This is a genomic window from Streptomyces sp. NPDC048111 (assembly GCF_043202815.1).
Classification (GTDB): Bacteria; Actinomycetota; Actinomycetes; order Streptomycetales; family Streptomycetaceae; genus Streptomyces.
This window is the reverse complement of record NZ_JBIDBD010000021.1, coordinates 37,749-62,311: the sequence shown is the minus strand read 5'-3', so window position 1 is coordinate 62,311 and position 24,563 is coordinate 37,749. Positions and strand designations below refer to the sequence as shown.

25 protein-coding genes are annotated in these 24,563 nt (G+C 73.0%); 20 read left to right on the top strand and 5 right to left on the bottom strand.

Annotated elements, in window-relative coordinates:
- Nucleotides 1–10: 10 nt before the first annotated feature.
- The 7 genes from ACGF3I_RS26490 to ACGF3I_RS26460 all read left to right on the top strand — a co-directional run bounded on the left by ACGF3I_RS26490 (nt 11) and on the right by ACGF3I_RS26460 (nt 8,111).
- On the top strand, nt 11–913 hold the full coding sequence (locus ACGF3I_RS26490) for a LysR family transcriptional regulator (protein ID WP_393136153.1): 903 nt from the start codon (nt 11–13) through the stop codon (nt 911–913).
- Nucleotides 914–1,194: 281 nt separating this feature from the next.
- Entirely contained in the window at nt 1,195–2,127 is a 933-nt protein-coding gene (locus ACGF3I_RS26485) for a hypothetical protein (RefSeq protein WP_393136151.1), read from the top strand.
- On the top strand, nt 2,124–3,056 hold the full coding sequence (locus ACGF3I_RS26480) for an alpha/beta fold hydrolase (RefSeq protein ID WP_393136149.1): 933 nt from the start codon (nt 2,124–2,126) through the stop codon (nt 3,054–3,056). The genes ACGF3I_RS26485 and ACGF3I_RS26480 overlap by 4 nt, the downstream gene beginning before the upstream one ends.
- Complete coding sequence (locus ACGF3I_RS26475) at nt 3,053–5,272, top strand: isocitrate/isopropylmalate family dehydrogenase (protein ID WP_393136147.1); 2,220 nt, start codon at nt 3,053–3,055, stop codon at nt 5,270–5,272. Before ACGF3I_RS26480 ends, ACGF3I_RS26475 begins: the two co-directional genes overlap by 4 nt.
- The gene (locus ACGF3I_RS26470; protein ID WP_393136145.1) at nt 5,269–5,967 is read left to right on the top strand and encodes an RraA family protein; all 699 of its coding nucleotides are present in this window, start codon (nt 5,269–5,271) and stop codon (nt 5,965–5,967) included. Before ACGF3I_RS26475 ends, ACGF3I_RS26470 begins: the two co-directional genes overlap by 4 nt.
- The gene (locus ACGF3I_RS26465; protein WP_393136143.1) at nt 5,954–6,859 is read left to right on the top strand and encodes a DUF6282 family protein; all 906 of its coding nucleotides are present in this window, start codon (nt 5,954–5,956) and stop codon (nt 6,857–6,859) included. Before ACGF3I_RS26470 ends, ACGF3I_RS26465 begins: the two co-directional genes overlap by 14 nt.
- A gap of 562 nt (nt 6,860–7,421) precedes the next feature.
- Nucleotides 7,422–8,111 (top strand): DUF4232 domain-containing protein, encoded by a 690-nt coding sequence (locus ACGF3I_RS26460; RefSeq protein WP_393136141.1) that lies wholly within the window; start codon nt 7,422–7,424, stop codon nt 8,109–8,111.
- Between the two features lie 78 nt (nt 8,112–8,189).
- On the opposite strand, the gene ACGF3I_RS26455 is transcribed toward ACGF3I_RS26460, so the two are convergent.
- Nucleotides 8,190–9,044: a LysR family transcriptional regulator gene (locus ACGF3I_RS26455; RefSeq protein WP_393136139.1), complete on the bottom strand. Its 855-nt coding sequence runs from the start codon at nt 9,042–9,044 to the stop codon at nt 8,190–8,192.
- Between the two features lie 596 nt (nt 9,045–9,640).
- Between ACGF3I_RS26455 and ACGF3I_RS26450 the strand changes: the two genes are divergently transcribed.
- The 10 genes from ACGF3I_RS26450 (at nt 9,641) to ACGF3I_RS26405 (ending at nt 18,520) form a co-directional block, all read left to right on the top strand.
- Nucleotides 9,641–10,441, top strand: coding sequence for an alpha/beta fold hydrolase (locus ACGF3I_RS26450; protein ID WP_393136137.1), 801 nt, complete (start codon nt 9,641–9,643; stop codon nt 10,439–10,441).
- The gene (locus ACGF3I_RS26445) at nt 10,438–12,096 is read left to right on the top strand and encodes an amino acid adenylation domain-containing protein (protein ID WP_393136135.1); all 1,659 of its coding nucleotides are present in this window, start codon (nt 10,438–10,440) and stop codon (nt 12,094–12,096) included. The genes ACGF3I_RS26450 and ACGF3I_RS26445 overlap by 4 nt, the downstream gene beginning before the upstream one ends.
- The gene (locus ACGF3I_RS26440; protein ID WP_393136133.1) at nt 12,093–12,356 is read left to right on the top strand and encodes an acyl carrier protein; all 264 of its coding nucleotides are present in this window, start codon (nt 12,093–12,095) and stop codon (nt 12,354–12,356) included. The genes ACGF3I_RS26445 and ACGF3I_RS26440 overlap by 4 nt, the downstream gene beginning before the upstream one ends.
- Nucleotides 12,353–13,513, top strand: a complete 1,161-nt coding sequence (locus ACGF3I_RS26435; protein ID WP_393136131.1) for an acyl-CoA dehydrogenase family protein — start codon at nt 12,353–12,355, stop codon at nt 13,511–13,513. The genes ACGF3I_RS26440 and ACGF3I_RS26435 overlap by 4 nt, the downstream gene beginning before the upstream one ends.
- Nucleotides 13,514–13,542: 29 nt before the next feature.
- A complete protein-coding gene (locus ACGF3I_RS26430; protein ID WP_393136129.1) occupies nt 13,543–14,733 on the top strand; it encodes an acyl-CoA dehydrogenase family protein in 1,191 nt (396 codons plus the stop codon).
- Nucleotides 14,730–15,248 (top strand): flavin reductase family protein, encoded by a 519-nt coding sequence (locus ACGF3I_RS26425; RefSeq protein ID WP_393136127.1) that lies wholly within the window; start codon nt 14,730–14,732, stop codon nt 15,246–15,248. Before ACGF3I_RS26430 ends, ACGF3I_RS26425 begins: the two co-directional genes overlap by 4 nt.
- Before the next feature lie 109 nt (nt 15,249–15,357).
- The gene (gene panD / locus ACGF3I_RS26420) at nt 15,358–15,774 is read left to right on the top strand and encodes an aspartate 1-decarboxylase (protein ID WP_393136125.1); all 417 of its coding nucleotides are present in this window, start codon (nt 15,358–15,360) and stop codon (nt 15,772–15,774) included.
- 31 nt (nt 15,775–15,805) lie between these two features.
- Nucleotides 15,806–16,540 carry an SDR family NAD(P)-dependent oxidoreductase gene (locus ACGF3I_RS26415; RefSeq protein ID WP_393136123.1) on the top strand — a complete coding sequence of 245 codons (735 nt, stop codon included), beginning with the start codon at nt 15,806–15,808 and terminating at the stop codon, nt 16,538–16,540.
- Nucleotides 16,541–16,598: 58 nt separating this feature from the next.
- Nucleotides 16,599–17,417, top strand: a complete 819-nt coding sequence (locus ACGF3I_RS26410) for a phytanoyl-CoA dioxygenase family protein (protein WP_393136121.1) — start codon at nt 16,599–16,601, stop codon at nt 17,415–17,417.
- Nucleotides 17,414–18,520, top strand: coding sequence for a zinc-binding dehydrogenase (locus ACGF3I_RS26405; RefSeq protein WP_393136119.1), 1,107 nt, complete (start codon nt 17,414–17,416; stop codon nt 18,518–18,520). The genes ACGF3I_RS26410 and ACGF3I_RS26405 overlap by 4 nt, the downstream gene beginning before the upstream one ends.
- 141 nt (nt 18,521–18,661) lie before the next feature.
- On the opposite strand, the gene ACGF3I_RS26400 is transcribed toward ACGF3I_RS26405, so the two are convergent.
- A complete protein-coding gene (locus ACGF3I_RS26400; protein WP_393136117.1) occupies nt 18,662–19,501 on the bottom strand; it encodes a helix-turn-helix domain-containing protein in 840 nt (279 codons plus the stop codon).
- Nucleotides 19,502–19,806: 305 nt separating this feature from the next.
- Here ACGF3I_RS26400 and ACGF3I_RS26395 point away from each other — a divergent pair, with 305 nt between their 5' ends.
- Complete coding sequence (locus ACGF3I_RS26395; protein ID WP_393136115.1) at nt 19,807–21,063, top strand: MFS transporter; 1,257 nt, start codon at nt 19,807–19,809, stop codon at nt 21,061–21,063.
- Nucleotides 21,064–21,169: 106 nt separating this feature from the next.
- On the opposite strand, the gene ACGF3I_RS26390 is transcribed toward ACGF3I_RS26395, so the two are convergent.
- Complete coding sequence (locus tag ACGF3I_RS26390) at nt 21,170–21,577, bottom strand: arsenate reductase ArsC (RefSeq protein WP_393136113.1); 408 nt, start codon at nt 21,575–21,577, stop codon at nt 21,170–21,172.
- 98 nt (nt 21,578–21,675) lie between these two features.
- On the opposite strand from ACGF3I_RS26390, the gene ACGF3I_RS26385 reads away from it, so the two are divergent.
- A complete protein-coding gene (locus ACGF3I_RS26385) occupies nt 21,676–21,987 on the top strand; it encodes an ArsR/SmtB family transcription factor (RefSeq protein WP_393136111.1) in 312 nt (103 codons plus the stop codon).
- A complete protein-coding gene (arsB, locus tag ACGF3I_RS26380) occupies nt 21,987–23,126 on the top strand; it encodes an ACR3 family arsenite efflux transporter (RefSeq protein ID WP_393136109.1) in 1,140 nt (379 codons plus the stop codon). The genes ACGF3I_RS26385 and arsB overlap by 1 nt, the downstream gene beginning before the upstream one ends.
- Nucleotides 23,127–23,291: 165 nt before the next feature.
- Here the strand turns inward: arsB and ACGF3I_RS26375 are convergent, their stop codons facing one another.
- Both ACGF3I_RS26375 and ACGF3I_RS26370 read right to left on the bottom strand, forming a co-directional pair.
- Nucleotides 23,292–23,807, bottom strand: a complete 516-nt coding sequence (locus ACGF3I_RS26375; RefSeq protein WP_393136107.1) for a GNAT family N-acetyltransferase — start codon at nt 23,805–23,807, stop codon at nt 23,292–23,294.
- Between the two features lie 256 nt (nt 23,808–24,063).
- Nucleotides 24,064–24,465, bottom strand: coding sequence for an ArsR/SmtB family transcription factor (locus ACGF3I_RS26370; protein ID WP_393136106.1), 402 nt, complete (start codon nt 24,463–24,465; stop codon nt 24,064–24,066).
- Nucleotides 24,466–24,563 lie beyond the last annotated feature (98 nt).

Below are 24,563 nucleotides of genomic sequence, written 5' to 3'. Positions count from 1 at the left end.
GGGGGATCCTGTGGAATTACGCCAGATTCAGTACTTCGTGGCGGTGGCCGAGGAGCTGCATTTCGGCCGCGCGGCCGAACGCCTGCACATAGGCCAGCCGGCCGTGAGTCAGCAGGTGCGCCGTCTGGAACGGGAGCTGGGCACCCAGCTCTTCGACCGTTCCAGCCGCACCGTGACCCTCACGCCGGTCGGCCGGGCCCTGCTGCCCGAGGGCCGCGAACTGCTGAAGGCGCTGGACTCCTTCGCCTCCAAGGCACAGCGGCTCGCGGCCCAGAGCGCGGCCACCTTCCGCGTCGGGATCAGCTCCGCCCTCGGTCAGCGCCTGGACGACTTCCTGGACGCGCTGCCGCGCCACGGGGCCGACACCCGCTTCGAGTTCCAGACCCTGGACGCCCACACGCGGCTGGAGGAGGTACGTGCCGGGCGCCTGGACGCCGCCTTCATCCGGGGCATCGAGCGCGCTCCTGGCCTGCTGCTTCTCACGCTCTGGTACGACCCGCTCGTGGTCGCGCTGCCCGCCGCGCACCCGTTGGCCGAACGTGAGCGCCTGGATCTGGCCGATCTGGCCGAACTTCCGTTGCGCATCGCCGGGCGCGGGGAGAATCCGGTGCTGTTCGACACGGTCGTCGCGGCGTGCCGGGCGGCCGGTTTCGAGCCGCTCCTCGGGCCGCCCTCGGCGCGGCTCCAGGACACCCTGGCCGACATCGGCGCGGGCGGCTCCGGCTGGACCCTGGTGTACCCGACGGCGACCAACACGGTGTCCTCGCGCCGCATCGCGCTGCTCCCCCTTAACGGGGAGCCGATCACTATCCGTATGTTTCTCGCCCTGCAGGAAAACGCCGACCCCGCACGTCTTGAGTTGTTGACGGCTGCAAGTAGACAGGTTCGACGAAAGGTTGCGGGCGAGGGTTGAGGCCGCCTGCTTGGCGGATTCTTTGCCTTCTCATTAGCTTTTGGTGGCGACGGTGCGATACGTTCTGAGCAACGAGCTTCCAGCCCGGTGTCCCGCCGATGTTCTTTCCGGCTGATGGGCGTCCGGCTGTGGAATCGCCAAGTTCGTAAACGGGGTGATTTTTGATATGGCCTGGTGGGAGTCCCGCCAAAACAACAGCGAGTTAACTCTCCATCAATTCGTCGTGTCACGACGGATTCACATGCCACCTGTCGCCCTGCCAACTCATGCCTGGAGGGGTAATGATCGTCAATCTTGATGTAACGCTGCGCGACGGGGGCTACCGCAACAACTTCGACTTCCCGCTGGACTACGCGCTCCACCACGCCCGGGAGAGCGTCGCGGCCGGCATGGAGTGGGTCGAGATCGGCTACCGCAACGGGTCGTTCAAGACCAAGCCCGGCCTCGGCCGCACCGGCACGGGGGCGGACGAGTACATACGGGCGGTCGCCGAGGTGGTCCCGCCCGAGCGCCTCTGCATGATCCTGCACCCGAAGAACATCACCGAGGACGACCTCGGCAGCATGTACGAGGCGGGCGCCCGCCTCCTGCGGTTCTGCCTTCCCTCCGCGACGCCCGAGCCCGGGCTCGAACTGCTCTCCCGGGCCGCCGAGCTCGGCTTCACCACCACGGTCAACATCACCCGGGTGAGCCAGCTGGCCAGACGCCGTCTGGTCGACCTCGCCGCGATGTCCGGCGACGCCGGCGCGGACGTGGTCTACCTGGCCGACTCCAACGGCAGCATGCACCCGGGCGAGGTGTCCCAACTGGTCACCCTGGTGCGGTCGGTGACCGACGCGGCCATCGGTCTGCACGCCCACAACAACCTGGGTCTCGCGCTGGCCAACGCCATCGCGGCCATCGACGCGGGAGCCACCTGGATCGACTCCTCGGTCCTCGGTATGGGCAAGGGTCCGGGCAACCTGGTGACCGAGCAGTGGCTCGCCTACCTCGGACGGCGCGCCGGCACCGAGGCGTACGACCTCGGCCGCATCCTCAGCCTCGCGCACCGCATGGAGTCCGAGATCGCGGAGGCCGCGCCGTCGCTGCCGCTGCCCGACCTGGTGCTCGGCCACTTCGACCTGTCCGTCGAGGAGCGCGCCAAGCTCCCCGTGGACCGGATCGCCGACGCCTTCTCGGCGGCCCGCGAGCTCACCGCGGCGGGCGCCAGGTGACCTCGCGTCCCCCGCACCCGGAGCCGGCGCGCACCAGCGCGCCGGCTCCGGCCCGCGCCGTCCTGGGCGACCGCGGCGCGCCGCGCCACGCGGTCGTCCTCGCGCCCGTCATGCCCCGCTGGGACCAGGGTGCGTTCTTCCGGCACGTCGCCGAGCCGCTGCTCGCCGACGGGCACCGCATCACGGTCTACGACACCCTGTCGCTGCTGCGCGAGGGCGACGACCTGAAGGCGCTCGTGGACCGCTGGGGCCAGTACCTCGCACCGGGCGGCCCCGCCGCCGACGAGGCGGGTGGCGGTGACGCCGCCCCCAGCGTGCTGGCCGGAAACGCACTGGGCGGCGCCGTCGTCCAGGCGCTGCTCGACCGGGAGTGGACGCACCGCTCCCGGGTGGTGCTGCTGTCCGGGCCCACCGTCGCCGACGACGAACTGAACACCACCCTCGAACGCATCGCCGCCGCCGTCACCGGCCGGGGCCTCGCCGCGGCCCTCGGGCTGCTGGACGAGGTCGTCCGGGGGCCGGGCCCGCGTCCCGCCGCCGAGCAGAACACCGAGCAGAACACCGCGCAGAACACCGCGCAGAACACCGCGCAGAACACCGCGCAGAACACCGCGCAGGACACCGCGCAAAACACCGGGCCGGTCCAACCGCCGTCCCTGGACGAGCAGTTGGCGGGTGTGCGGCTCGCCGCCGGACTGCGCCTGCTGCACGACGCCGACGCCCGGGAGCCCGTCCGCGGCTTCCCCGGACCCCTGCTGCACGTGTACGGCGAACAGTCGCTGCTCGTGCGGCGCCACCATCTGGCCACCGGCCCCCGCCCCGACCACCACCTCGTGGGCATCCCCGGGGCCGGCATGCGCCCGCACGCCGACCAGGCCGCCCTCACCCGGGGCACCATCGCCCGCTTCCTGGGAGCTGAAGAATCATGAACCGCAAGACCGTCGCAGTCCTGCCCGGCGACGGAATCGGGCCCGAGGTCCTGGACGCCGCGCTGCCGGTGATCGACGCCCTCGGCCTGCCCATCGACCTCGCATTCGGTGACATCGGCTGGGACTGCTGGCGCACCGAGGCCAACCCCGTCCCCGACCGCACCTGGGACCTGATCGGCCGCAGTGACGCCGTGCTGCTCGGCGCCACCACCAGCAAGCCGCGCCGCGAGGCGCTGGCCGACCTGAGCCCCGAACTGCGCGCCACCGACCCGCAGTACATCTCGCCGATCATCCAACTCCGCCAGCGTCTGGACCTGTTCGCCAATCTGCGGCCGGTGGAGAACTACCTCGGCGGCGGCACCCCGTACCGCTTCTGCGTGGTCCGCGAGAACACCGAGGGCCTGTACGCGGGCCTGGACTGGAACCACGTACCGGACGAGATGTGGCCGCTGGTGGCCGAGCACCCCAACGTCCGGCGCAGCGGCCGCGACGGTGCCACCGCCAGCGTCCGGCTCCAGACCTCGCACGGTCTCGACCGCATCCTGCGGTTCGCCTTCGAGACCGCGAGGGCCCACGGCTACGAGCGGGTCACCCTCGCCGACAAGCCCAACGTCCTGCGCCACAGCAGCGCCTACGTCCTGGAGCGCCTGGAAGCCGTCGCCGCCGACTACCCGGAGATCCCCTTCGAGGTCCTCAACGTGGACGCGGTGGCCCTGTGGATGGCCCGCCGCCCGGAGCGCTTCGGCGTGATCGTGGCCGAGAACATGTTCGGCGACATCCTCTCCGACCTCGGCGGCGGTGTCATGGGCGGACTCGGCCTCGCGCCCAGTGCCAACATCGGCGAGCACGGCAACTACTTCGAGCCGGTGCACGGCAGCGCCCCGGCGATGGCCGGACGCGGGCGTGCCAACCCGGTGGCCGCGTTCCTCACCATCGGTCTGATGCTGGAACACCTCGGCTTCCCGGACGAGGCCGCCAACATCCAGGACGCGGTGCGCCACGTCACGCGCCGGCGCGACCGGGTCACCTACGACCTCGGGGGCTCCGCGAGCACCGGCGAGGCGGCGCGGGCCGTCATCGACGCCTGCCGCGAGGTGCCCCACACCCCGACCGCGGCCGTCATCACCATCGGCGACGAACTGCTGCGCGGCGACCTGGAGGACTCCAACGCCGCCAACGCCTCGCGGATGCTCGGCGAGCGCGGCGTCCCGGTCCGGGTGCGGCACACCATCGGCGACGACGAGGCCACCATCGCCGACGCCATCAGCCCCTCCATCGGCCGCGACGACGTGATCGTGGTCATGGGCGGGCTCGGCCCGACCTCCGACGACGTGACCCGCGGCGGGGTGGCCCGTGCGCTCGGCCGCCCCCTCGAACACCGCGAGGAGGCGTGGCAGGGCGTCGTGGAACGCCTCACCCGCTTCCAGGTCGCCATCCACGACGACAACCGCCGCCAGGCGCTGTTCGCCGAGGGCGCCGATCTGCTGCCCAACGCCAACGGCACCGCCTGGGGCTGCCGCACCGAGTCCCAGGGCAGCACGGTGATCATGCTCCCCGGGCCGCCGCGCGAATGCCTGCCGATGCTGGAGGCGGTCCTGCGCGACGGTCTGCCGCACCTGCCCGAGCCGCCCGAGGTGACGACCGTCTTCCGCCGCACCCTCGGCATCATCGAGGCGGACGCGGCGGCCCTGGTGGACGAGCTGGTCAAGGACAGCGGTGTGCCGGTCAAGCCCGCCTACCGCTGGCACTACCCGTACGTCGACGTCCGGCTCGGCTGCCCGCCCGAGGCCGCCGACGACCTCGCCAAGCGCCTCGACCTGGCCCTCGCCGGCCACATCGTCACCGACCGCGACCACACCGCCGTCCAGGAACTCGCCCTGCTGCTGGACGAGCGCGGCCTGGTCCTCGACCTGGACGACCGGCTCACCGGGGGCGTGTTCGCGGCCGAACTGGCCCGCGAGCGCGACACCAGCGACGGTGCCCGCACCCTCGCCGTCTCGCTGTCCGGCGTCTGGCACGGCGGCTCGCGCACGGAGTACACCGGCACGCTCGACCTCGTCCGCACCGTTCGCGACGGGTCCGGCGAGCACACCGACACGCTGACCGTGCCCAACCGCGGCGCCGAAGTCACCGCGTACGCGGCCCAGTTCGCCGCCTGGTCGCTGGCCCGCCACCTCACCGCACACCCCCACCCGCTCACGGAGGAAACCGCATGACCACCGCCGCCCCCGTGGCAGCCGACGCCCTGCGCGAGCGCCTGTCCCGCCTGGACACGGCCGCCCTGTCGGACGCGATGGACAGCCTGCGCACCCCGCCGTGCGTGCTGCCCGGCATCGCCACCCGCACCCCCGGCAGCGTCGCCTGCGGGCCCGCCTTCACGGTCCGCTACCGCGCCATCGACGACGCCACCACCTTCCACAACGCCGCGAACTACATCGACGACGTGCCGGCGGGCTCGGTCGTCGTCGTGGACAACGGCGGCAGCCGCACCTGCACCAACTGGGGCTCGCTGCTCAGCTCCGTCGCCCAGCACCGCGAGGTGGCCGGCACGGTCGTGCACGGCTCGGTGCGCGACGTGCTGGAGACGCGGACCGCCGGATACCCGCTGTTCAGCACCGATGTGACGATGGTCAGCGGCAAGAACCGGGTGGTCCTGGACCGTACCGGCGTCGAGCTCGACGTCGCCGGCACCCCGGTGCGCCCCGGCGACTGGATCTTCGCCGACGACAACGGGGCGCTGCGCATCCCGGCCGACCTGGTCGAGGAGGTCGTGCGCCGCGCCGAGGCGGTCGAGCGCACCGAGTCCCGCATCCGCGAGGCCGCGCTCGGCGGCGCCCGTCTGGACGAGGCGCGGGCGCGGTTCGGCTACGCGCGGCCGTGGGAGGAGGGCGGCGAGGATGAGCAGCGCTGAGCCCACCGGGGCGGCCGCCACCGCGGGGCCGGCCCCGCTGCCCGCGGCCGAGTCCCGCTTCATCGACGTCCACTACCACGTGGGCCCGGACGCCTTCCTGCGCCGCCACACCGCCGCCACGGCCGGCGCGCTGTACGCCGAGCACGGTGGCTGGGTCGTCCTGAAGAACCACCTCGGCTCGACCGCGGCCCAGGCGTGGGAGGCCCGGCAGCAGGGCCTGCCGGTCTCCGGCTCGATCGTCCTGAACCGGCTCGCGGGCGGCTTCGACCCGCGGGTCGTGGAGCAGGCCGTCATCCAGCACGGCGACGACAGCGGGCTGCGCCTGATCGTGCACCTGCCCACGGTCACCGGCCGCACCCACCGCAGCCGTCTGACCCGCACCCCCTCCCACCCGCTCCTCGCCGACGGCCAGCCCGCGCTGACCGTCGCCGACGAGAGCGGCGCGCTGCGCCCCGAGGTCACCGAACTCCTGCGCGCGGCACGGGATCTGCCGGTGGTCATCTCCACCGGGCACGCCGACGGACACGAGGTGCGGCTGCTCGTCGACGAGGTCGTACGCCTGGACGTGCCGCGCCTGATGCTCAACCAGCCCGCCAACCCGATGACCGGGCTCAGCTGCAAGGACCTGGTGGAGGTGGCGGCGGCGGAACAGGTGTGGACCGAGCAGACCGCGCTGACCCGCCTCCTCGACTACCAGGACCGGGCGGACTTCGCGGACGTGCTGTCCCTGCTGCCCCGCGTCGTTTACAGCTCGGACCTGGGGCAGCCCTCCCAGATGGACATCCCTGACTGGCTGACGTGGAGTCAGAAGGCGTACGCAGACGCCGGTTTGACGCCCGAGCGCGTCGCCGAGGTCACGCACGGCGGCCCGCTGAAGATGCTGAGTCCGTGACCGGACCGTCCGTCCTGTCGGCACTGCTGCTCTCCCTGCCCCTCGTGCTCCTCGCATGCTGGGCGGGGGGAGCGCTGTGCCGGCGGCTGGGCCAGCCCCCCGTCATCGGGGAGATGGCCGCGGGCATCCTGCTCGGCCCGACGCTGCTCGGCCGTGTGTGGCCCACGGGGGCGGCCACCCTCTTCCCGCCCGCCCTCGCCCCCGGTCCTCGCGCGCATCCTGACCGACCGCGACCTGGCCCACACCCGCGTGGGCACCCTGGCCCTGACCTGCGCCTGATAGGACCCCAGCTGTACGCGATGCTGATCCTGATGGCCCTGACCGCCACGGCCGTCACCTCCCCGGCCCTGACGGCGCTGATGCCGAAGGAAGCGGTACGGGGGACGCAGGGCGCGGAGCCGGAGCTGGTCGCGGCGGGCCTGCGCGGCGGGGCCGGGCAGGTCCGGCGCGCCGGATGCGGCTGTGACAGAACGAAGACCTCCCGGGGAGCCGCTCGTAACTCGGTGCGAACTACAAATGGTTCAGACCGCATGGACCGCGCCGCCACTCCTGGGGGAACACCGTGAAGTACACCCGCACCGCCGCTCTCGCCGCCCTCGGCCTCGCCGCCACCCTCTCGCTCACCGCGTGCGGCGGCAACGACGACTCCGCCGCGGGCGCGTCCGCCAAGAGCCCCGCCTCCACGGCCGCGCCCGCCACGCCGTCGAGCGATGCCGCCACCACGGACGGGGGCGGTGCGACGTCGGGTGGCGGCGGCAAGTCCGGTGGCGACAAAGGCGGTTCGAGCGCGGGCAAGAACACCGCCGCCGGTACCGGCGCATCGGGCGGGTCCGCGGGCGGTGGCAAGTCCGGGTCCTGCACGACGCAGGACCTCGCCATCGACGCCCGCTACGCGGCGGCCGGCCCGACCGAGGGCCGGATCAACGTGACCATGGTGAACCGGGGTTCGACCACCTGCTCGGCCACGGGCTTCGCCGGGGTCGACATCAAGGACGCCGACCACACCTCGAACCCCATCGAGCGCGGCCCCGCGCAGCCGCGCGTCACCAGCCTGAAGCCCGGCGAGTCCGCGGTCTTCGACCTCGCCTACACCGTCGACCCGAGCGGCAAGAGCCTCGCGCACCCGACCAACCTCCTGGTGACGCCGCCCAACGAGACCCACACGGTCAGCCTGAAGTGGCCGGCGGGCGCGGGCGCGATCAAGGGCGCGTACACCGACGTCCAGGTCTACCCGACCCACACCGCCGAGTAGCGGCCCGGGCGGGCAGTGACGGGACGGGCCCGCCGCGGGCGCCTCGGGGCGACCGCGGCGGGCTTCGTCATGGCCGTACTAGAGCTGCAGTTCGTCGGCCGCCCGCCAGGCGTGGTCGGCGAAGCGCGCGGCCTGGGGGTGGGCGCCGTGCGAGGGGTGGGCGAGGTAGGCGGGGACCTTGGGCGCGCCCGTGAGCGGGACCAGCCGCACGAAGGGGTGGGTGTAGCGGCGGGCCGCGGAGACGGGCGCCGTGCCCACGCCGAGGCCGACCGCCACCTGCTCCAGCCACTCGTCGAAGTTGCGGCACTCGGCCCCGACCTCGGGCCGGTTCCCGTCCGGCCACATGTCGGGGAACGTGGTGCCGCTCACGGTGTTGATGATCAGGGGCAGTTCGGCCAGTTCCGACCAGTCGAGTTCGGTGCGCTCGGCCAGCCGCCAGCTCGCGGGCACCGCCGCGATGCGGGGCTCCTCGCACAGCAGCACACCGCGCAGCCCCGGCGGCAGCTCCGCACAGCGCAGCAGGCCCAGGTGCACCTGCCCGGTGTCGAGCCCGGCCTGCGGGGTGTCGCAGCGGATGAACTCGACGGTGACGCCCGCCTCTTCGCCGAACCGCGCGGCGATCCGCGATAAGCCCTCGGGCAGTCCCCAGCTGAACCCGATGCGCAGCGTCTCCCCCTCCTGCACCTCCCGCAGCGCCGCGTCGAGCTGGCGCAGCAGGGGGGTGACCTTCCTGCGCAGGGCGGCCCCTTTGTCGGTCAACTCCGTGCGGCGCGTGGTGCGTTCGAAGAGCCGCACGCCCAACGACTCCTCCAGCGTGCGGATGTTGCGGGTCAGGGTGGGCTGGGCCAGGTGCAGACGGCGGCCGGCGGCGGTGAAGCCACCCTCCTCGGCGACGGCCAGAAAGCATCTCAGGTGACGCAGATCTATATTCATTCGGCAACCCTATAGGTGGCTCCGCACTGTCATTTCTCAAGGCTCGATCGTATGCATAGGCTGCTTGATGTCACCGAGCGGACGGGATGACCGGCAGGGCCGGCATTCGCGAACTGCTGGTGTGCTGCCATGCACTCAAACGGGGGTACGTCATGAGTGAATACTGGTGCGCGCCGTCAACCGGGCTGGCGCCAAAACCGGTTAAAACGAAAGCAAAAGAATCCACGGGGGACAGCTCTGTGCCGCGGACGTGTGCTCCGGGCACCGTTGCGGCCCGGATCCCCGGGCGCCCCAGGGGTCGTCGCTAGGACAACGGCCCCGTGCCGTCCGCGTCGGCGGACGTCCGGGCGCCGTGATCCCCGGCGAGGTGTCGGCCTCGCGTCTCTTCTTCGGCGGTGACCTCCGTCACCTGTGGAAGTTCTCTTCTCAACTATTTGCGCCACCTTTCCGTCCGGGCCACGCGGATTTCAACTCCGCGCCGCGCGGTACTTCGGCGTGGCGTAATTCCGGCCGACCCCTTCCGGAATGTCTGTTCCGCTGCCGTAATCACCGAGAAAGATATTGATGTGCCGGTAATTGATACATACAACGGTCCGGTGGAACACGTCATCTTCGACGGCGATCCGGACCTGGCACCGCTGGTCTTCCTGCACGGCGGACTCGGCTGCGTCGCCGCGTGGGGACGCTTTCCCGCCAGGCTCGCCGCCGCCACCGGACGCCGCGCCCTGGTCTACTCCCGGCACGGCAACGGAGGCAGCGGCCCCGACCCGCTGCCGCGCACCCCGCGCTACATGCACGAGCACGCCCAGGACGTGCTGCCGGGCCTGCTCGACGCCCTCGGTGTGGAGCGTCCCGTCCTGGTCGGCCACAGCGACGGCGCCTCGATCGCCCTGCTGCACGCCTCGGTGCGCCCGGTGGAGGCCGTCGTCGGGATGGGGCCGCACATGTACTTCGAGGAGGAGAACCGTCTCGGCATCGAGGCCGCCCGAGCCTCCTACGAGGCCGGTCCGCTCGCCAAGAAGCTGGCCCTGGTGCACGACGATCCCCGGGGGGTCTTCGACCGCTGGTCCGGCGTCTGGCTCTCACCCGGGTTCCGCGACTGGAACATCGAGAACGACCTCGATGTGACCGCGCCGGTACTGATGATCCAGGGCGACGCGGACGAGTACGGCTCGCTCGGCCAGGTCGACGCGGTCGAACGCGCGGTGCGCGGCCCGTTCCGGCGCCTGGTGCCCGAGGGCTGCGACCACTACCCCTACCTGGTCTGCCCCGACCTCGTCGTCGAGAACGTATGCGACTTCCTCGCCGAGCACACGGCCCCCGCATCCGCCGCTGCTTCCACCCCCGCGTCCGCCGCCGCCCCGACCGGCGTCCCCGCCGCGGAGGCCGCCCGATGACCGCCCCCACCGCCACGCCCGCGGCCACCCCGGCGTCCGAGGAGCACCCCGTACGTCTGGACGCCCTCCTGGCCCGGTCCGCCCGCCTGCACCCCGCGCGCACCGCAGTCGAAGGCGCGGGACAGAGCTGGACGTACGCCCAACTGGACTCCGCCGTAACGGAGTTGGCCGACCGGCTCACCGCCGACGGGCTGGCTCCCGGGGACCGGGTCGGGGTCTACGCGCCCAAGGCCCCCGCCACCGTCATCGCCCTGTACGCGGCCCTGCGGGCCGGTGCGGTGGCCGCGCCCCTGGACGTGGCCGACCCGCCGGAGCGCACGGCCCGCATGATCCGCAACGCCGGGCTCTCCCTGCTGCTCACCACGGACCGCGCCCTGGCCGGGGCCCACCGTGCCGCCGCCCGGGCCCGCGACGGCGCACCGGCCGACGAAAGCGCCCTGGACCACGGCCTGCACCGGTTGAGCGTGCTCGCCCCCGAGGAGCGGCCCGCACCCCTGCCCGCCCCCACCGACCGCGGCGGCTACATCCTGTTCACCTCGGGCAGCACCGGCTGGCCCAAGGGCGTCCTGCTCTCGCACGAGAACGTCGCCCACTACGCCCTGTGGGCCGCCCGCGAGTTCGGGCTCACCCCCGACGACCGGATCGGCTCCCAGGCCGCGCTCACCTTCGACCTGACCACCTTCGACCTGTTCAGCGCCGCCGCCGCGGGCGCCTGCACGGTCTTGATGCCGGACCTGCTGCGCGCCTTCCCGCGCGACGTCGTCGGCTGGCTGACCGAACAGCGCATCACGCACTTCGTGGCCGTGCCGTCGCTCTACCACGGCATGCTCCAGCAGGGCGGCATCGCCGACAACCCGCCCGCGCACCTGCGCGTCGCGGCCTTCGGCGGCGAGGCCTTCGCACCCGAACTCCTGGCCCGCTACCTGGAGTTGCTCGACGGCGTCCCCTTCTACAACCTGTACGGGCCCACCGAGACGAACGCCTGCACCTACTACCGGGTGCCCGCCGACTGGACCGCCGACCAGGAGCTGACCATCGGCCGCGGCATCGGCGGCGTCCACATCGAGGTGCTCGACGAGGACGGCCGGCCCACCGACGGCGAGGGTGAGATCCACATCGCCGGACCCACCGTCTTCCAGGGCTATCTGCGCGGCGGCGAGCCGAGCGACCCCACCCGCACCGTCACCTTCCGCGACGGCGTGGCACGCCGCGCCTACGCCAGCGGCGACATCGGGCGGATCACCGCCGACGGCCGCGTCTTCCTGCGCGGCCGGCGCGACTCCCAGGTCAAGCGGCGCGGCCACCGCATCGACCTGATGGACGTGGAGAGCGCCGTCCTCGACCTGCCGCAGGTCGCCACCGCCGCGGTCGTCGCCAAGAACGGCCCGTACGCGGGGCAGATCTGGGCCTACGCGCAGACCGGCGCGGCCGAGCGCGAGGTCATGGCCGCGCTGCGCGACGTCCTGCCCAAGCGCATGCTGCCCGACCGGATCGTCCCGGTCGCCACCTTGCCCACCACCACCAGCGGCAAGGTCGACCGCCGTGCCCTGAGTGACGACGGCGACCCCGTCCTCACCGGCACCGAACACCCCGGCGCCGCCCCCACCGGCGCCACCCCCACCGGCCCCGTACTCATCGAGGAGATCCCCGCATGAACAGCGTCGAAGACCTCTGCACCCTCATCGCCCGCCGGATCAGCTGGGGACGGGGCGAGGACCCGCAGTCCCTGACCCCGGACACCCCGCTCCTGGAGATGGGTCTGGTCGACTCGCTGGCGATCATGGAGATCGTCTCGGCGCTCGACGCCGAGGCCGGCATCAGCCTGCCCGACACCGAGATCGTCGCCGCCAACTTCCGCAGCCCCAAGGCCCTTTGGGTCGCCATCGAGCGTCTCGAAGCCGAGGGCGGCAAGTGACCGCGGCGGCCCTGGCGGCGCTGCGCTCCGGCCCGCCCGAGACGGAGCGGCTCGTCGACACCTACCGGGACCTGGCGGCGCCGGTCCTGGAGAAGACCGCGGGCGACGACTTCCTCGCCCAGTGGCGGGCCATGGCCGGCCTCGGCGTCCTGCGGCTCGCCGACCCGGACGCGTCCGGGCCCGGCCCCGTCACCCGCTCGCTCGCCATGATCGAGGGCCTCGGGCTCGCGGGCGCCGATCCGGGGCTGTGCTACGCGCTGGCCTCGCAGATCTTCGGCATGCAGTTCCCGCTGCGGGCCGTCCTCGGCGCGGACGCCTGGGGCGCGGTCGCCGACGTCCAGGACGGTGAGGTGCTGCTGTGCCACGCGCTGACCGAGCGCGGCGGCGGCAGCGACCCGTTCTCCATGGCGACGCGGGCCCGGCGGGAGGGCGACGGCTTCGTCCTGGACGGCGCCAAGACCTTCATCACCGCCGCGCCCGTCGCCGACCGGGCGATCGTCTTCGCCCGCACCGCGGAAGGGCGCTCCCCCTTCGCGCTCTCCGCGTTCCTGTTCCCGCTCGACCTGCCCGGCGTCCGGCGCGGCGAGTCCTTCACCAAGACCGCGCTGCCGAGCGTGCCGATGGGTGAACTCCTCTTCGAGGGAGTGCGGTTGGGGCCGGGGGCGCTGCTGGGGGAGGAGGGGTCCGGTCTCGCGGTGATGGCGTCCACCACCGCCTGGGAGCGGTCCGTCATCCTCGGCTACGCGCTCGGCCCGATGCGCCGCACCCTGGCCCGTACCGTCGAGTGGGCCGCACAGCGGGAGCACTTCGGCCGCCGCATGGGCGCGAGCCACCAGGTCGCCGCCCGGGTCAGCGACATGGCCATGGCCCTGCACCGCTCCCGCGTCCAGCTCTACGCGATGGCCGCCCGGCTCGACGCCGGGATCCCGGCCCGCAAGCTCGCCGCCGAGGCCGCCCTCACCAAGATCTCCGTCGCCGAGGACTACGTCCGGCTGACCGAACACGCCACCGCGCTGTCCGGCGTACGGGCCTTCCTGCCCGACTTCGACCTGGCCGCCGACCTGGCGAGCCCGATGGCGGCCCTCACCTACGCCGGCCCCAACGACCTGCTGCGCGTGGGCGTCGCACGGCAACTCGGCCTACCGGTCGAGAACTGACCGATCGAGACCCGAACCGAAGGACATCGATGACGCTGCCGACCCAACTCGAGGATCTGCTCAAACTCGCCGCGGAGACCGGCGCCCGGCTCGCCCCCCTCGCCGCCGACGTGGACGCCGGGCACGCCGACGGCCACGAGACCTACCGCATCCTGCGCGAATCCGGACTGCTGGCCCTGCTCGTCCCCGCGGAGGCGGGCGGCGCGGGACTCGGCTTCGGCGACTACTGGCGCGTGCTCGCCGAACTCGGCGCGCACAACGGGGCCGCGGCCCTCGGCGTGAACATGCACCACGTGGTGATGGGCGCGCTCGCCGACTCCGCCGGCACCCGTCTCTCCCCGGCCGCCGACGCGTTCCGCGCCTGGATGCTGGACGAGGTGGTGCACGGCCGCAAACTGTTCGCCTCCGCCACCTCGGAGACCGGCCGGGGCGCCAAGCTCCGCGGCCTGCGGACCCGCTACCGCCTCTCCGACGACGGCGCCCACTACATCCTGACCGGGCACAAGTCGTTCGTCTCGCTGGCGGGCGCCGCCGACTACTACGTCGTGGCGGCCGTGGCCGAGGACACCGCCGACGACACCGCCGAGGTCTCGCACTTCGTCGTCGCCGCGGACGACCCGGGCGTCAGCTTCGGCAGCGTCCACCGCATGTCCGCGATGTACGGCACCAGCACCGCCCCCATGACCCTGGACCAGGTCCCGGTGCCGCGCTCCCGGCTCTACATGGGCGTCGAGGGCATGTCGCTGTTCAAGGTCGTGCGCGAGCCGCACTGGATGATCGCCGGATACACCGGTGCCTACCTCGGCATCGCCGAAGCTCTCTTCCGGCACACCGTCGACCATGTCACCGCCTCTGCCGAGCGGGCCCAATCGCCCGTGGTGCAGCAGGAGGTGGGGCGCATGTCGGCCCGGCTGCGGGCCGCCCGCGCGCTGGTGCACGAGGCCGGTGACCTGGTCACCGCCGAGCGCGGCAGCCTGGAGGCCAACGCCATGGTGCACGCGGCCAAGTACGTCGTCGGTGAGGTCGGCCCGCAGCTCGCGCAGGACGCGCTGCGGCTGTGCGGCTCGGCCGCGGTCAGCCGCAGCCACCCCCTGGAGCGGCTGATCCGCGAGGCGTCCTTCGCGCACGTGATGCCGGCCAAGCCGCAGGACTGCCTGGAGTACCTGGGCAAGGCCGCCGTCGGGGTCAACCTCTACGACGCCCGGGCCTTCGCGTGGTGAGCCCGGTCCAGGACGCGCCCGCCGTCACCCGCGACGCCTTCCGGGCCCTGATGGGCTCGCACCCCAGCGGCGTCGCCGTCATCACCACCGCCGACGCGCAGGGCACGCCGTACGGCTTCACCTGCACCGCCCTGTGCTCCCTCTCCCTCGACCCGCCGCAGCTCCTGGTGTCGGTGGCCAACACCGGCAGCACCCTGCCGATCCTCGCCGCCCGCGGCGCCTTCACCGTCAACTTCCTGCACGGTGCGGGACGCCGCGCGGCCGAGGTGTTCGCGGGGCCGGCCTCCGAGCGCTTCCGCTCGGTCGCCTGGCGGCCCGGGCCGGTCACCGGCCTCCCCGTCCTCGCCGAGGACGCCCACGCCAGCGCCGAGTGCCGGGTGGCCCGGCTCGTCCCGGCCGACGACCACACGCTGGTCATCGGCGAGGTGCTGGACACCGAGACCCACGTACCCGCGAGCGACGCGACGCCACTTCTGTACGGCATGCGCCGCTACGCCACCTGGCCGGCCGCCTGACCCGGCCACGTCGGCCCCGCCGTGTCGATCCGGCCGCCTGATCCGGCCGCTTCGATCCGGCTCCCGTCCCACCCCCCGCCCACGTCACACCCGAACCCGAGGAAGACGCATGTACCGCACCCTGATGAAGTCCAAGATCCACCGCGCCACCGTCACCCAGGCCGACCTGCACTACGTCGGCTCGCTGACCATCGACTCCGACCTGATGAAGGCCGCGGACCTGCTGCCCGGCGAGAAGGTCGACATCGTCGACATCGAGAACGGCTCCCGGCTGTCCACCTACGTCATCGAGGGCCCGGCCGGCTCCGGCGTCATCGGCATCAACGGCGCCGCCGCCCGTCTCATCAGCCCCGGAGACCGGGTGATCATCATCGCGTACGCCGCCATGACGGACGAGGAGACCGCCCGCTTCGTGCCGCACGTGGTCTTCGTCGACGAGCGGAACACCATCGTCGACCTCGGCGGCGACCCGGCCGCGGTGCCCGAGGGCTCCGGTCTGATGCGCGGCGACCTCGTCGCCAACTGACCATGCTCACACGCCAGTTCAGGGAGTCGGCATGACGGTTTCCGTGGTCAGCGGGGGCACCCGCGGCATCGGGCGCGCACTGAGCCTGCGGCTCGCCGCACTCGGGCACGAGGTGATCGCCCTCTACCGCGGTGACGCCCGGTCCGCCGAGCAGACCGAGAAGGCCGGGGACGGCCGGATCACGGCACTGCGCTGCGACCTCACCCGGCCCGAGGAGATCCACGCGGTCTGCGCCCGGATCACCGCCGAGTACGGCGCGCCCGCCGTGCTGGTCAACAACGCCGGGGTCAACCGCGACGGGCCCTTCCTGTCCATGACCGCCGAGGACTGGGACGCGGTGCTGGCCACCAACCTGTCCGGCCCCTTCCACCTGAGCCGGGCCCTGGCGCCGGCGATGGTGGAGGCGGGTGGCGGCAGCATCGTCAACATCGCCTCCACCACGGCGATCCGCCCCCGCAGCAACGGCGCCAACTACTGCGCCAGCAAAGCCGGTCTGATCCAGCTCACCAAGTGCCTGGCCCTCGAACTGGCCCCGCACGTCCGGGTGAACGCGCTGCTGCCCGGCTTCACCGACACCGAGGAGGTCACCGAGCGCTACGGCCTCGACGACCCGGAGCGGCTGGCCACCGTCCTCGGCACCATCCCCGCCCGCAGGCTCGGCACGACGGACGACATGGCCGACGCCCTGGAGTACCTGGTGACCACCCGCAGCGCCTACCTCACCGGGCAGCAACTCGTCGTGGACGGCGGCCACTTCATGGGATGAGCCAGTCCCGCTCCACCCCACACGCACCGACACACCCCACACTCAGGAGAACACACCCATGCGACTGACCCGGCACCAGGTCGACCAGTACCACGACCAGGGATTCCTGACGCTGGAAGCCCTCCTCGACCCCCGGGAGGTGGACACGCTGCGGGCGGCCCTCGACCGCGACACCAAGGTTCCCGGACCGCAGCTGGTGACCGAGGACGGCGGCACCGAGGTGCGCGCGGTCTACTCCTCGCACCAGCGCCAGCCCGAGTACGCCGGCCTGGTCCGCGACCCGCGCATCCTGCCGGCGGTGCAGCAGCTGCTCACCGACGACGTGTACATCTACCAGTTCAAGATCAACGCCAAGCCGGCCTTCGGCGGCGACAAGTGGGCCTGGCACCAGGACTACCTCGCCTGGCGGCTGGCCGACGGGCTGCCCGCGCCGCGCCAGATCAGCATCGGCGTCTTCCTCGACGACGTCACCGAGTTCAACGGACCCGTCATCTTCCTGCCGGGCTCGCACCGCGAGGGGCTCGTCCGCGAGGGCCGTGCGGCCACCGCCAAGTCCGAGCAGCATCTCGACCCCGACGACATCTCGCTCACCCCGGAGCAGCTCGCCACGCTCGTCGACCGGCACGGCATGACCAGCCCCAAGGGGCCGGCCGGCTCCGTGGTGCTGTTCTCGCCGGAGATCGTGCACGGCTCGGCCCCCAACATGTCGCCGTTCGCCCGCCGCCTGCTGATCGCCACCTACAACGACACGGCCAACCTGCCGCGGCCGGCGGGCGAGCCGCGGCCGGACTACGTGGTGTGCCGCGACACCGAGCCGCTGCGCCCCCTGGACGCGCCCTTCTCCGAGGCGCTCGCGCTGCGTACGGTGGCGTCGTGACGCCCCGCACCGGACGCGCCGTCGTCCTGGAGGAGTTCAACTCGCCTTTGGCGCTGCGGGAGTTCGCGATCCCGCCGGCACCCGACGGCGGCATGATCGTCGCCTGTGGATACGGCGGCGTCTGCGGCACCGATCTGCACCTGGGGCAGGGACACCTCGACATCCCCGTCCCGCTGGTCCTCGGCCACGAAGGCCTGGGCACGGTACGGGAGTTGGGTGCCGGGACGCACCGCGACGCCACCGGGGCGCCGCTCGCGGCCGGTGACACGGTGATGTGGGCCTCCTCCATCGCCTGCGGCGTCTGCCCGCCCTGCCGGCTGCACCGGGAGCCGACGCTGTGCGAGCAGCGCCGCACCTACGGCGTCAACCGCGCCCTGGACAGCGGCCCCGAGCTCTCCGGCGCCTGGGCCGACCACATCGTGCTGCAGCCCGGCACCGCCGTCATCAAGGTGCCCGAGGGCATCGATCCGCTCGCCGCCATGTCGCTGGCCTGCGCCGGGCCCACGGTGGCGCACGCCCTGTACGAGCGGCGGCCGGTGCGGCTCGGCGAGACCGTGGTGGTGCAGGGCAGTGGCCCGGTCGGACTCGCGGCGGCGGCGTTCGCCCAACTGGCCGGTGCCGCCAAGGTGGTTGTCGTGGGCGGCCCGGCCTCGCGGCTCGAACGGGCGGCGGCGGCCGGCATCGGTGACGTCCACCTGGACATCGCCGGGGCGGACGACCCCGCGGACGTCCTGCGCCAGGTCAAGGACGCCACCGGGGGAGACGGGGCGGACCTGGTCATCGAGTGCGCCGGGGTGCCGGCCGCGGTCGGCCAGGGGCTGAGCCTGCCCCGCCGGGGCGGCAGCTACCTGATCATCGGCCAGTACACGGACGCGGGCGACACCCTGATCAACCCGCACCAGATCGTGCACCGGCAGCTGGACGTCATCGGCTCCTGGGCCTTCACCGGGGCCCATCTCGTGGAGTACGTACGCCTGTTGCCCGCCCTCACCGCCCGCTTCGACCTGGCGAGCCTGGTCACGCCGTTCCCGCTGGAGCGGCACGCGGAGGCGCTCGGGGCGGTCGCGGACGGGTCGGTGATGAAGGCGGTGCTCACCTCCTGAGCGGTCCCGCGCACCGCCGCCCCGCGCTCCCGCCGCCCCGCGTGCCCCCGGCAGGCGGGGCGGCGGTGCGCGGGGCGGGACGTCGGTGAGTGGGGGGTGCTGCGCGGGGCGGCAGTGGGCGGGGCGTGCTGAGCAGCCCGCTCAGGGGCCCGGCGTTCCCGGCGCCCCCAGCGCTCCCAGGGCCTGCTGCGTCGCCGGGTCGTCGGGCAGATAGGCGAGCAGATGATGGCCCGGCTCGTCCACGGCGGCGAGCTTGACGTAGCGCAGCCGCAGATCGCCGGCGGCCGGATGCCGGAAGTGGCGTACGGCGGGATGGAACGCCGAGGTCTCCCGGCGGCCGTACCAGCGCGCCGCGTCCGGGTCGGCGAGCAGTTCCGCGGTGATCTCGGCGTACCGGCCGTCCTCGGGGTGCCGCGCGGCCTTCGCCCGGAACTGGCCCAGCAGGCTGCGCGCCTCGGGTTCCCAACTGGCCAGCAGCGTACGGGCGGGCGCCCAGCGGAACACCAGCCACAGCAGGTTGCGCTGCTTGGGCGCGAGCCTGGCCGGATCGGTGAGCAGGGCCGCGTACCCCGAGTTCCAGGCCAGCAGGTCCCAGTGCGGGTCGAGCACCACGGCGGGGTTGGGCGCCAGCGCCTCCACCAGGGTCAGCAGGTTGCGCGAGACCCAGCCCGGCGGGTGTTCGTCCCGCGCCGCGTGCTCCAGGAACGACAGCACGTGCGCGGTCTCGTCCGCGTCCAGGCGCAGCGCCCGCGCCACCGACCGGAGCACCTGCTCCGAGGTGCGCACCCGGCCCTGCTCCAGCCACGCGTACCAGGACCCGCTGATCCCGGCGAGTTCCGCGACCTCCTCGCGCCGCAGCCCCGGCGTGCGCCGCCGCGCGGACCCGGGCAGCCCCACCTCGGCGGGCGTCAGCCGCTCGCGCCGCGAGCGCAGGAACGCGCCCAGTTCCCGGTCCCGGACGCTGCCCGCGCCGCCGCTCATGGTCCCCCCTCGCCCCGCGTTCCCAGGGTGTGAGCAAGGGTAATCGGCTACGGGTCCGCGCTGCTCACCGGCGGTGATGAGCTGGAACCAGCAGCCCGGCCGGGCCCTCGGCCCCGGCCCGGCCGGACCGGCCCCACCCGGTCCGGCCGGGCGCGGCCGAGTCTGGTGCGGGACCGGACGAAGACCGGCCGTGATGCCACGAGAACACGGGCCGTGCTGTCACGAGAACACGGGCCGTGATGCAACGAGAACACGGGCCGTGATGCCACGAGAAGACCGGCAGCGATGCCACAAGGAGAGCCGTCATGGACACCCCTACGGACACCACCGACTCGGCGGGGCCCGCCGACCGGGCGCGGCCCGCGCAGCCCGCCCTGCCGGTGCCGCCCGCGCTGCCCGCCCTGCCCGCCGCCTCGTTACGGCTGCTGCGGGCCGCCGGGTTCGTCAGCAACTTCGACCGCTTCTGCATCACCCCGATGCTGCTGCTCATCGGCACCCAACTGGGCGTTCCGCTGCCGACGGTGATGCTCGCGGCCAGCGGCTACTTCCTCGCCTACGGCCTGATGCAGCCGGTGTGGGGACTGGCCAGCGACCGGCTCGGCCGGGTGCGCGTCATGCGGATCTCCCTGGCCGGCGCGGCGGTCGCCGCGTTCTGCTCGGTGCTCGCGCCCGACGCGACGGTGCTGATCGTGGCGCGGGCCGCGGCCGGCGCGTTCTTCGCCGCCTCCATCGCCGCGTCCATCACCTACATCGGTGACACCGTGCCGGCGGCGGTCCGCCAGCGCCCGCTGAGCGAGCTGATGACGGCGTTCGCCCTGGGCACGGCCGTGGCGACCGTCGTCGCCGGCGCCCTGGCGCACTACGTGAGCTGGCGTCTCGTCTTCGCGCTGCCCGGCGTGATCGCCGCCTACCTGGCCTTCGCCCTGCGCCGCCTGCCGGAGCCCCCGCGGGCGGCGCCGGGAGCGCTGCTCGCCCCGTTCAAGGTCGTCCTGCGCTCGCGCTGGCAGTGGTACGTGATGGCGGTGGCCATGCTCGAAGGCGCGGTCCTGCTGGGCTTCTTGACGTACATCGCGCCCGCCCTGGAGGCCCAGGGGGCGTCGGCGACGCTGGCCGGTGCGGTGTCCGCGCTGTACGGGGTGGGCTCGATGGCCGCGGCCCAGACGGTGAAGCGGCTTGTGGGGCGCTGGACGCCGGTGCGGCTGATGGTGGTCGGCGGGGCGCAGATGGCCCTGGCCTTCGGCCTCGCGGCGGCCAGCCGGTCGGTGCCCGCGCTGGTGGTGTGCACGCTGCTGCTCGGCGGCGGCTGGTCGTTCATGCACTCCACGATCCAGTCCTGGGCGACCGGCCTGTCCCCGGCGGCCCGGGCCACCGGCGTCGCGATGTTCGGTTTGGCCCTGTACGTCGGCAGCGCCCTGGCGAGCGCCATCGCCGCGGGCCCCGCGGAACACCACGCGTACCGGGGCCTGTTCCTGACGGCCGCCCTCCTGACGATCCCGCTGACGATCGCGGCGGGGGTGGGGCGGGCGCGCTACGACCGGTCGACCCGGTCGACGCGGGACTGACCCCTGCCGTCGGAGCCGCTCCGCGGCGTAGCCCGGCCCTCCCGGCCGGCGCCCGCGCCGGGGCGGCTCCGCAGGGCGTCCGGCCCGGTGCGGTCAGCGGGGCCGGTCAGTGGGGGGCGAGCTCCGTGATGAGGTGCTCGACCAGTGCTCTGATCTCGTCGCGGATCGGGCGGACGGCCTCGACTCCCTGGCCGGCCGGATCGTCCACCTTCCAGTCCAGGTACCGCTTGCCGGGGAAGACCGGGCAGGTGTCGCCGCAGCCCATGGTGATGCAGACGTCCGCCTCCTCGACCGCGTCCACGGTCAGGACCTTGGGGACCTCGGCGGAGATGTCGATGCCCACCTCCGCCATCGCCGCGACGGCGGCCGGGTTCACGGCGGCGCCCGGGTTCGAGCCCGCGGAGCGGACCTCGACGCGGTCCCCGGCCAGGTGCGCCAGCCAGGCGGCGGCCATCTGGGAGCGGCCGGCGTTGTGGACGCAGACGAACAGCACGGCGGGTTTCTCGGACGGCATGGGCGGGGTCACCTGTTTCGGGGGGCTCGCAGGGTTGGGGCGGCAGGCAGATCGGCGCCTGGTGGCACCGTCGACCACCGATGTGAAAGTATCAGCACATGCTGACATCAGCCACCACTGATCTGGTCCGCATCCTTGCCGACCCGCTCCGGCTCCGGATCGTGACCCTCCTCGCCCACGAGACCCTCTGCACGACCCACCTCGTGGCGGAGACGGGAGCGCGGCAGACGAACCTCTCCAACCACCTGCGCGTGCTGCGCGAGGCGGGCGTGGTGGAGACCGAGCCCTGCGGCCGCTTCACCTACTACAAGCTGCGCCCGGAGATCCTGGAGACGCTGTCCGGCGCGTTCGGCGAGCTGGCCGCCACCGCTCGTACCACCGTCGAGACGGACCGAAGGCGGGCCTGCTGATGACCGCGTCGGAACCCGGTTCAGCCTCCGCCTCCCCACCCGGCAGCGCCTCCGCGCCGGGCGGCGCCGCCTCTGCGCCCGGTGGCGATCAGGACGCCTCGATCGTCGCCAGGCTCTCCACGCTCGACCGGTTCCTGGCGGTGTGGATCCTGCTCGCCATGGCCGTGGGCCTGGGGCTCGGACGCCTGGTCCCGGGCCTCGACGACGCCCTCGCCGAGGTCGAGATCGGCGGCGTCTCGCTCCCGATCGCCATCGGCCTGCTGGTCATGATGTATCCGGTCCTGGCCAAGGTGCGCTACGACAGGCTCGACGCCGTGACCGGCGACCGCGGGCTGATGGTCTCCTCGCTCGTCGTCAACTGGCTGATCGGCCCGGCCGTGATGTTCGCGCTGGCCTGGATCTTCCTGGCGGACCTGCCCGAGTACCGCACCGGGTTGATCATCGTCGGGCTCGCCCGCTGCATCGCCATGGTCATCATCTGGAACGACCTCGCCTGCGGTGACCGCGAGGCCGCCGCCGTCCTCGTCGCCCTCAACTCCGTGTTCCAGGTAGTGGCGTTCGGCCTGCTGGGCTGGCTCTACCTCGACCTGCTGCCGAACTGGCTGGGCCTCGGGGACGGCCGGCACCTCGACATCCCGCTGTGGAAGATCGCGCTGAACGTCGTCATCTTCCTCGGCGTCCCGCTCGCCGCCGGATTCCTCACCCGGCGCATCGGCGAGAACAGGCTGGGCCGCGCGAAGTACGAGTCCAACTTCCTTCCCAGGATCGGCCCTTGGGCCCTCTACGGGTTGCTCTTCACGATCGTCGTCCTCTTCGCCCTCCAGGGCGGCACGATCACGTCACGGCCGGTGGACGTCGCCCGGATCGCCCTGCCGCTGCTCGCCTACTTCGCCCTCATGTGGTTCGGCACCTTCGCGCTGGGCAGGGCCATCGGCCTGCCGTACGAGCGCACCGCGACCCTCGCCTTCACGGCGGCCGGCAACAACTTCGAGCTGGCCATCGCGGTCGCCATCGCCACCTTCGGCGTCACCAGCGGCGAGGCCCTGTCCGGCGTGGTCGGCCCGCTGATCGAGGTGCCGGTGCTGGTGGCGCTCGTGTACGTATCACTGGCGTGGCGCGCGAAGTTCGGGGCGCGGTAGGCGAGTTGGGGTCGCTGCGGGCGGGGCGGGGCGGGGCGTTGCGGGTCGCGTTGGGCCCGGCGGGGTTGGCCGTACGGGGCCGGGTCGCTTCGGGGCGTACGGGGTCGGGGCGTGCGGGGTCGGGTTGCGCCAGGGCATTCGGGGGCGGGCCCGGGCCCGGGTGGGTCAGGAGATGGCCGGGCTGCGGCGCTCCACCAGGACGACGTCGCGCCAGACGCCGTGGTGGCGGCCGATGCGTTCGCGGGTGCCGATGACGCGGAAGCCCGCCCGCTCGTGCACGGCGAGGCTGGCGGTGTTCTCGGGGAAGATGCCGGACTGGATGGTCCAGATCCCCGCCGCCTCCGTCGAGGCGATCAGCGCCTCCAGCAGAGCGGAGGCGACCCCGCGGCCCCGGGCCCCGGGGTGGACGTACACCGAGTACTCGACGACCCCGGCGTACGCGCAGCGGTCGGAGACCGCCGTCGCGGCGATCCACCCCACGACCGCACCGCCGGTGTCGAGCGCGGCGAACCGGTGCCCGGCGGGCTTCGCCGCGTCGAAGGCGCCCCAGGTGGGCGCGGTGGTCTCGAACGTCGCGTTGCCCTCGTCGATCCCGGCCTGGTAGATCGCGAGCACTTCGTCGGCGTGCGCGGCCCGGAGCGGTACGACGGTGAAGGGCGCCGGGGCGGTGTGAGCGGACACGGTACGGATCCTGTGTGGGCGGGGGCGGGGGCGGGGGCGGGGGCGCGGGCGCGGGCGCGGTGGGCGTGGGCCTGAACGCGGGCCCGGGTGTGGGCGGAGGCCCTGGGCCTGGACGTGGGCCCGGGTGTGGGCGTGGGCCCTGGCCCTGGGCCTGGACGTGGGTGCGGGTGTGGGCGTGGGCCCTGGCCCTGGGCCTGGACGTGGGTGTGGGCGGAGGCCCGTGGCGCTGGACGGGTGCGCGGGCGCGGGGGCTGGATCAGCGTGCGGCGGTGGTCAGGAGCCGGCCCATCGCGGCCAGCACGCCGGGCTCGACACGGTAGTAGACCCATGTCCCGCGCCGCTCGGAGCTGAGCAGCCCGGCGTCCTTGAGCTTCTTCAAGTGGTGGGAGACCGTCGGCTGGGAGACCCCGACATCGGAGATGTCGCACACGCACGCCTCGCCGCCCTCGTGCGAGGCGACCGCGGAGAACAGCCGCAGCCGGATGGGATCGCCGAGCGCCTTGAACATCTTCGCGGCCGGCTCGGCCTCGTCCGCCGTCAAGGGGCGCTCGTTCAGGGGTGGGCAGCAGGGCGCCGCGGGCTGGTCGGGCCGGCGGGGCCGGCCAGGCTTGCCAGTTCCGTTGAGGACCGGAAGCTCCGTCCGTTGTGGATTCGACATACGTCAATATTGACACCCGTCGATGCGTGAGCCAAGCTCGGGGTGTCAAGGACATCGACAAACGTCGAATCAGAAGATCGGCGGGGGTTGTGTCCAGC

Bases quoted from the DNA above. Each gene is read 5' to 3' on its own strand.
- ACGF3I_RS26430 (WP_393136129.1), top strand. From the start codon at position 13,543: ATGACGCTGCCGACCCAACTCGAGGATCTGCTCAAACTCGCCGCGGAG.
- ACGF3I_RS26440 (WP_393136133.1), top strand. From the start codon at position 12,093: ATGAACAGCGTCGAAGACCTCTGCACCCTCATCGCCCGCCGGATCAGC.
- ACGF3I_RS26400 (WP_393136117.1), bottom strand. From the start codon at position 19,501: ATGAGCGGCGGCGCGGGCAGCGTCCGGGACCGGGAACTGGGCGCGTTC.
- ACGF3I_RS26390 (WP_393136113.1), bottom strand. From the start codon at position 21,577: ATGCCGTCCGAGAAACCCGCCGTGCTGTTCGTCTGCGTCCACAACGCC.
- ACGF3I_RS26475 (WP_393136147.1), top strand. From the start codon at position 3,053: ATGAACCGCAAGACCGTCGCAGTCCTGCCCGGCGACGGAATCGGGCCC.
- ACGF3I_RS26395 (WP_393136115.1), top strand. From the start codon at position 19,807: ATGGACACCCCTACGGACACCACCGACTCGGCGGGGCCCGCCGACCGG.
- ACGF3I_RS26370 (WP_393136106.1), bottom strand. From the start codon at position 24,465: ATGTCGAATCCACAACGGACGGAGCTTCCGGTCCTCAACGGAACTGGC.
- ACGF3I_RS26485 (WP_393136151.1), top strand. From the start codon at position 1,195: ATGATCGTCAATCTTGATGTAACGCTGCGCGACGGGGGCTACCGCAAC.
- ACGF3I_RS26385 (WP_393136111.1), top strand. From the start codon at position 21,676: ATGCTGACATCAGCCACCACTGATCTGGTCCGCATCCTTGCCGACCCG.
- ACGF3I_RS26445 (WP_393136135.1), top strand. From the start codon at position 10,438: ATGACCGCCCCCACCGCCACGCCCGCGGCCACCCCGGCGTCCGAGGAG.
- ACGF3I_RS26465 (WP_393136143.1), top strand. From the start codon at position 5,954: ATGAGCAGCGCTGAGCCCACCGGGGCGGCCGCCACCGCGGGGCCGGCC.
- ACGF3I_RS26455 (WP_393136139.1), bottom strand. From the start codon at position 9,044: ATGAATATAGATCTGCGTCACCTGAGATGCTTTCTGGCCGTCGCCGAG.
- ACGF3I_RS26415 (WP_393136123.1), top strand. From the start codon at position 15,806: ATGACGGTTTCCGTGGTCAGCGGGGGCACCCGCGGCATCGGGCGCGCA.
- ACGF3I_RS26410 (WP_393136121.1), top strand. From the start codon at position 16,599: ATGCGACTGACCCGGCACCAGGTCGACCAGTACCACGACCAGGGATTC.
- ACGF3I_RS26470 (WP_393136145.1), top strand. From the start codon at position 5,269: ATGACCACCGCCGCCCCCGTGGCAGCCGACGCCCTGCGCGAGCGCCTG.
- panD (WP_393136125.1), top strand. From the start codon at position 15,358: ATGTACCGCACCCTGATGAAGTCCAAGATCCACCGCGCCACCGTCACC.
- arsB (WP_393136109.1), top strand. From the start codon at position 21,987: ATGACCGCGTCGGAACCCGGTTCAGCCTCCGCCTCCCCACCCGGCAGC.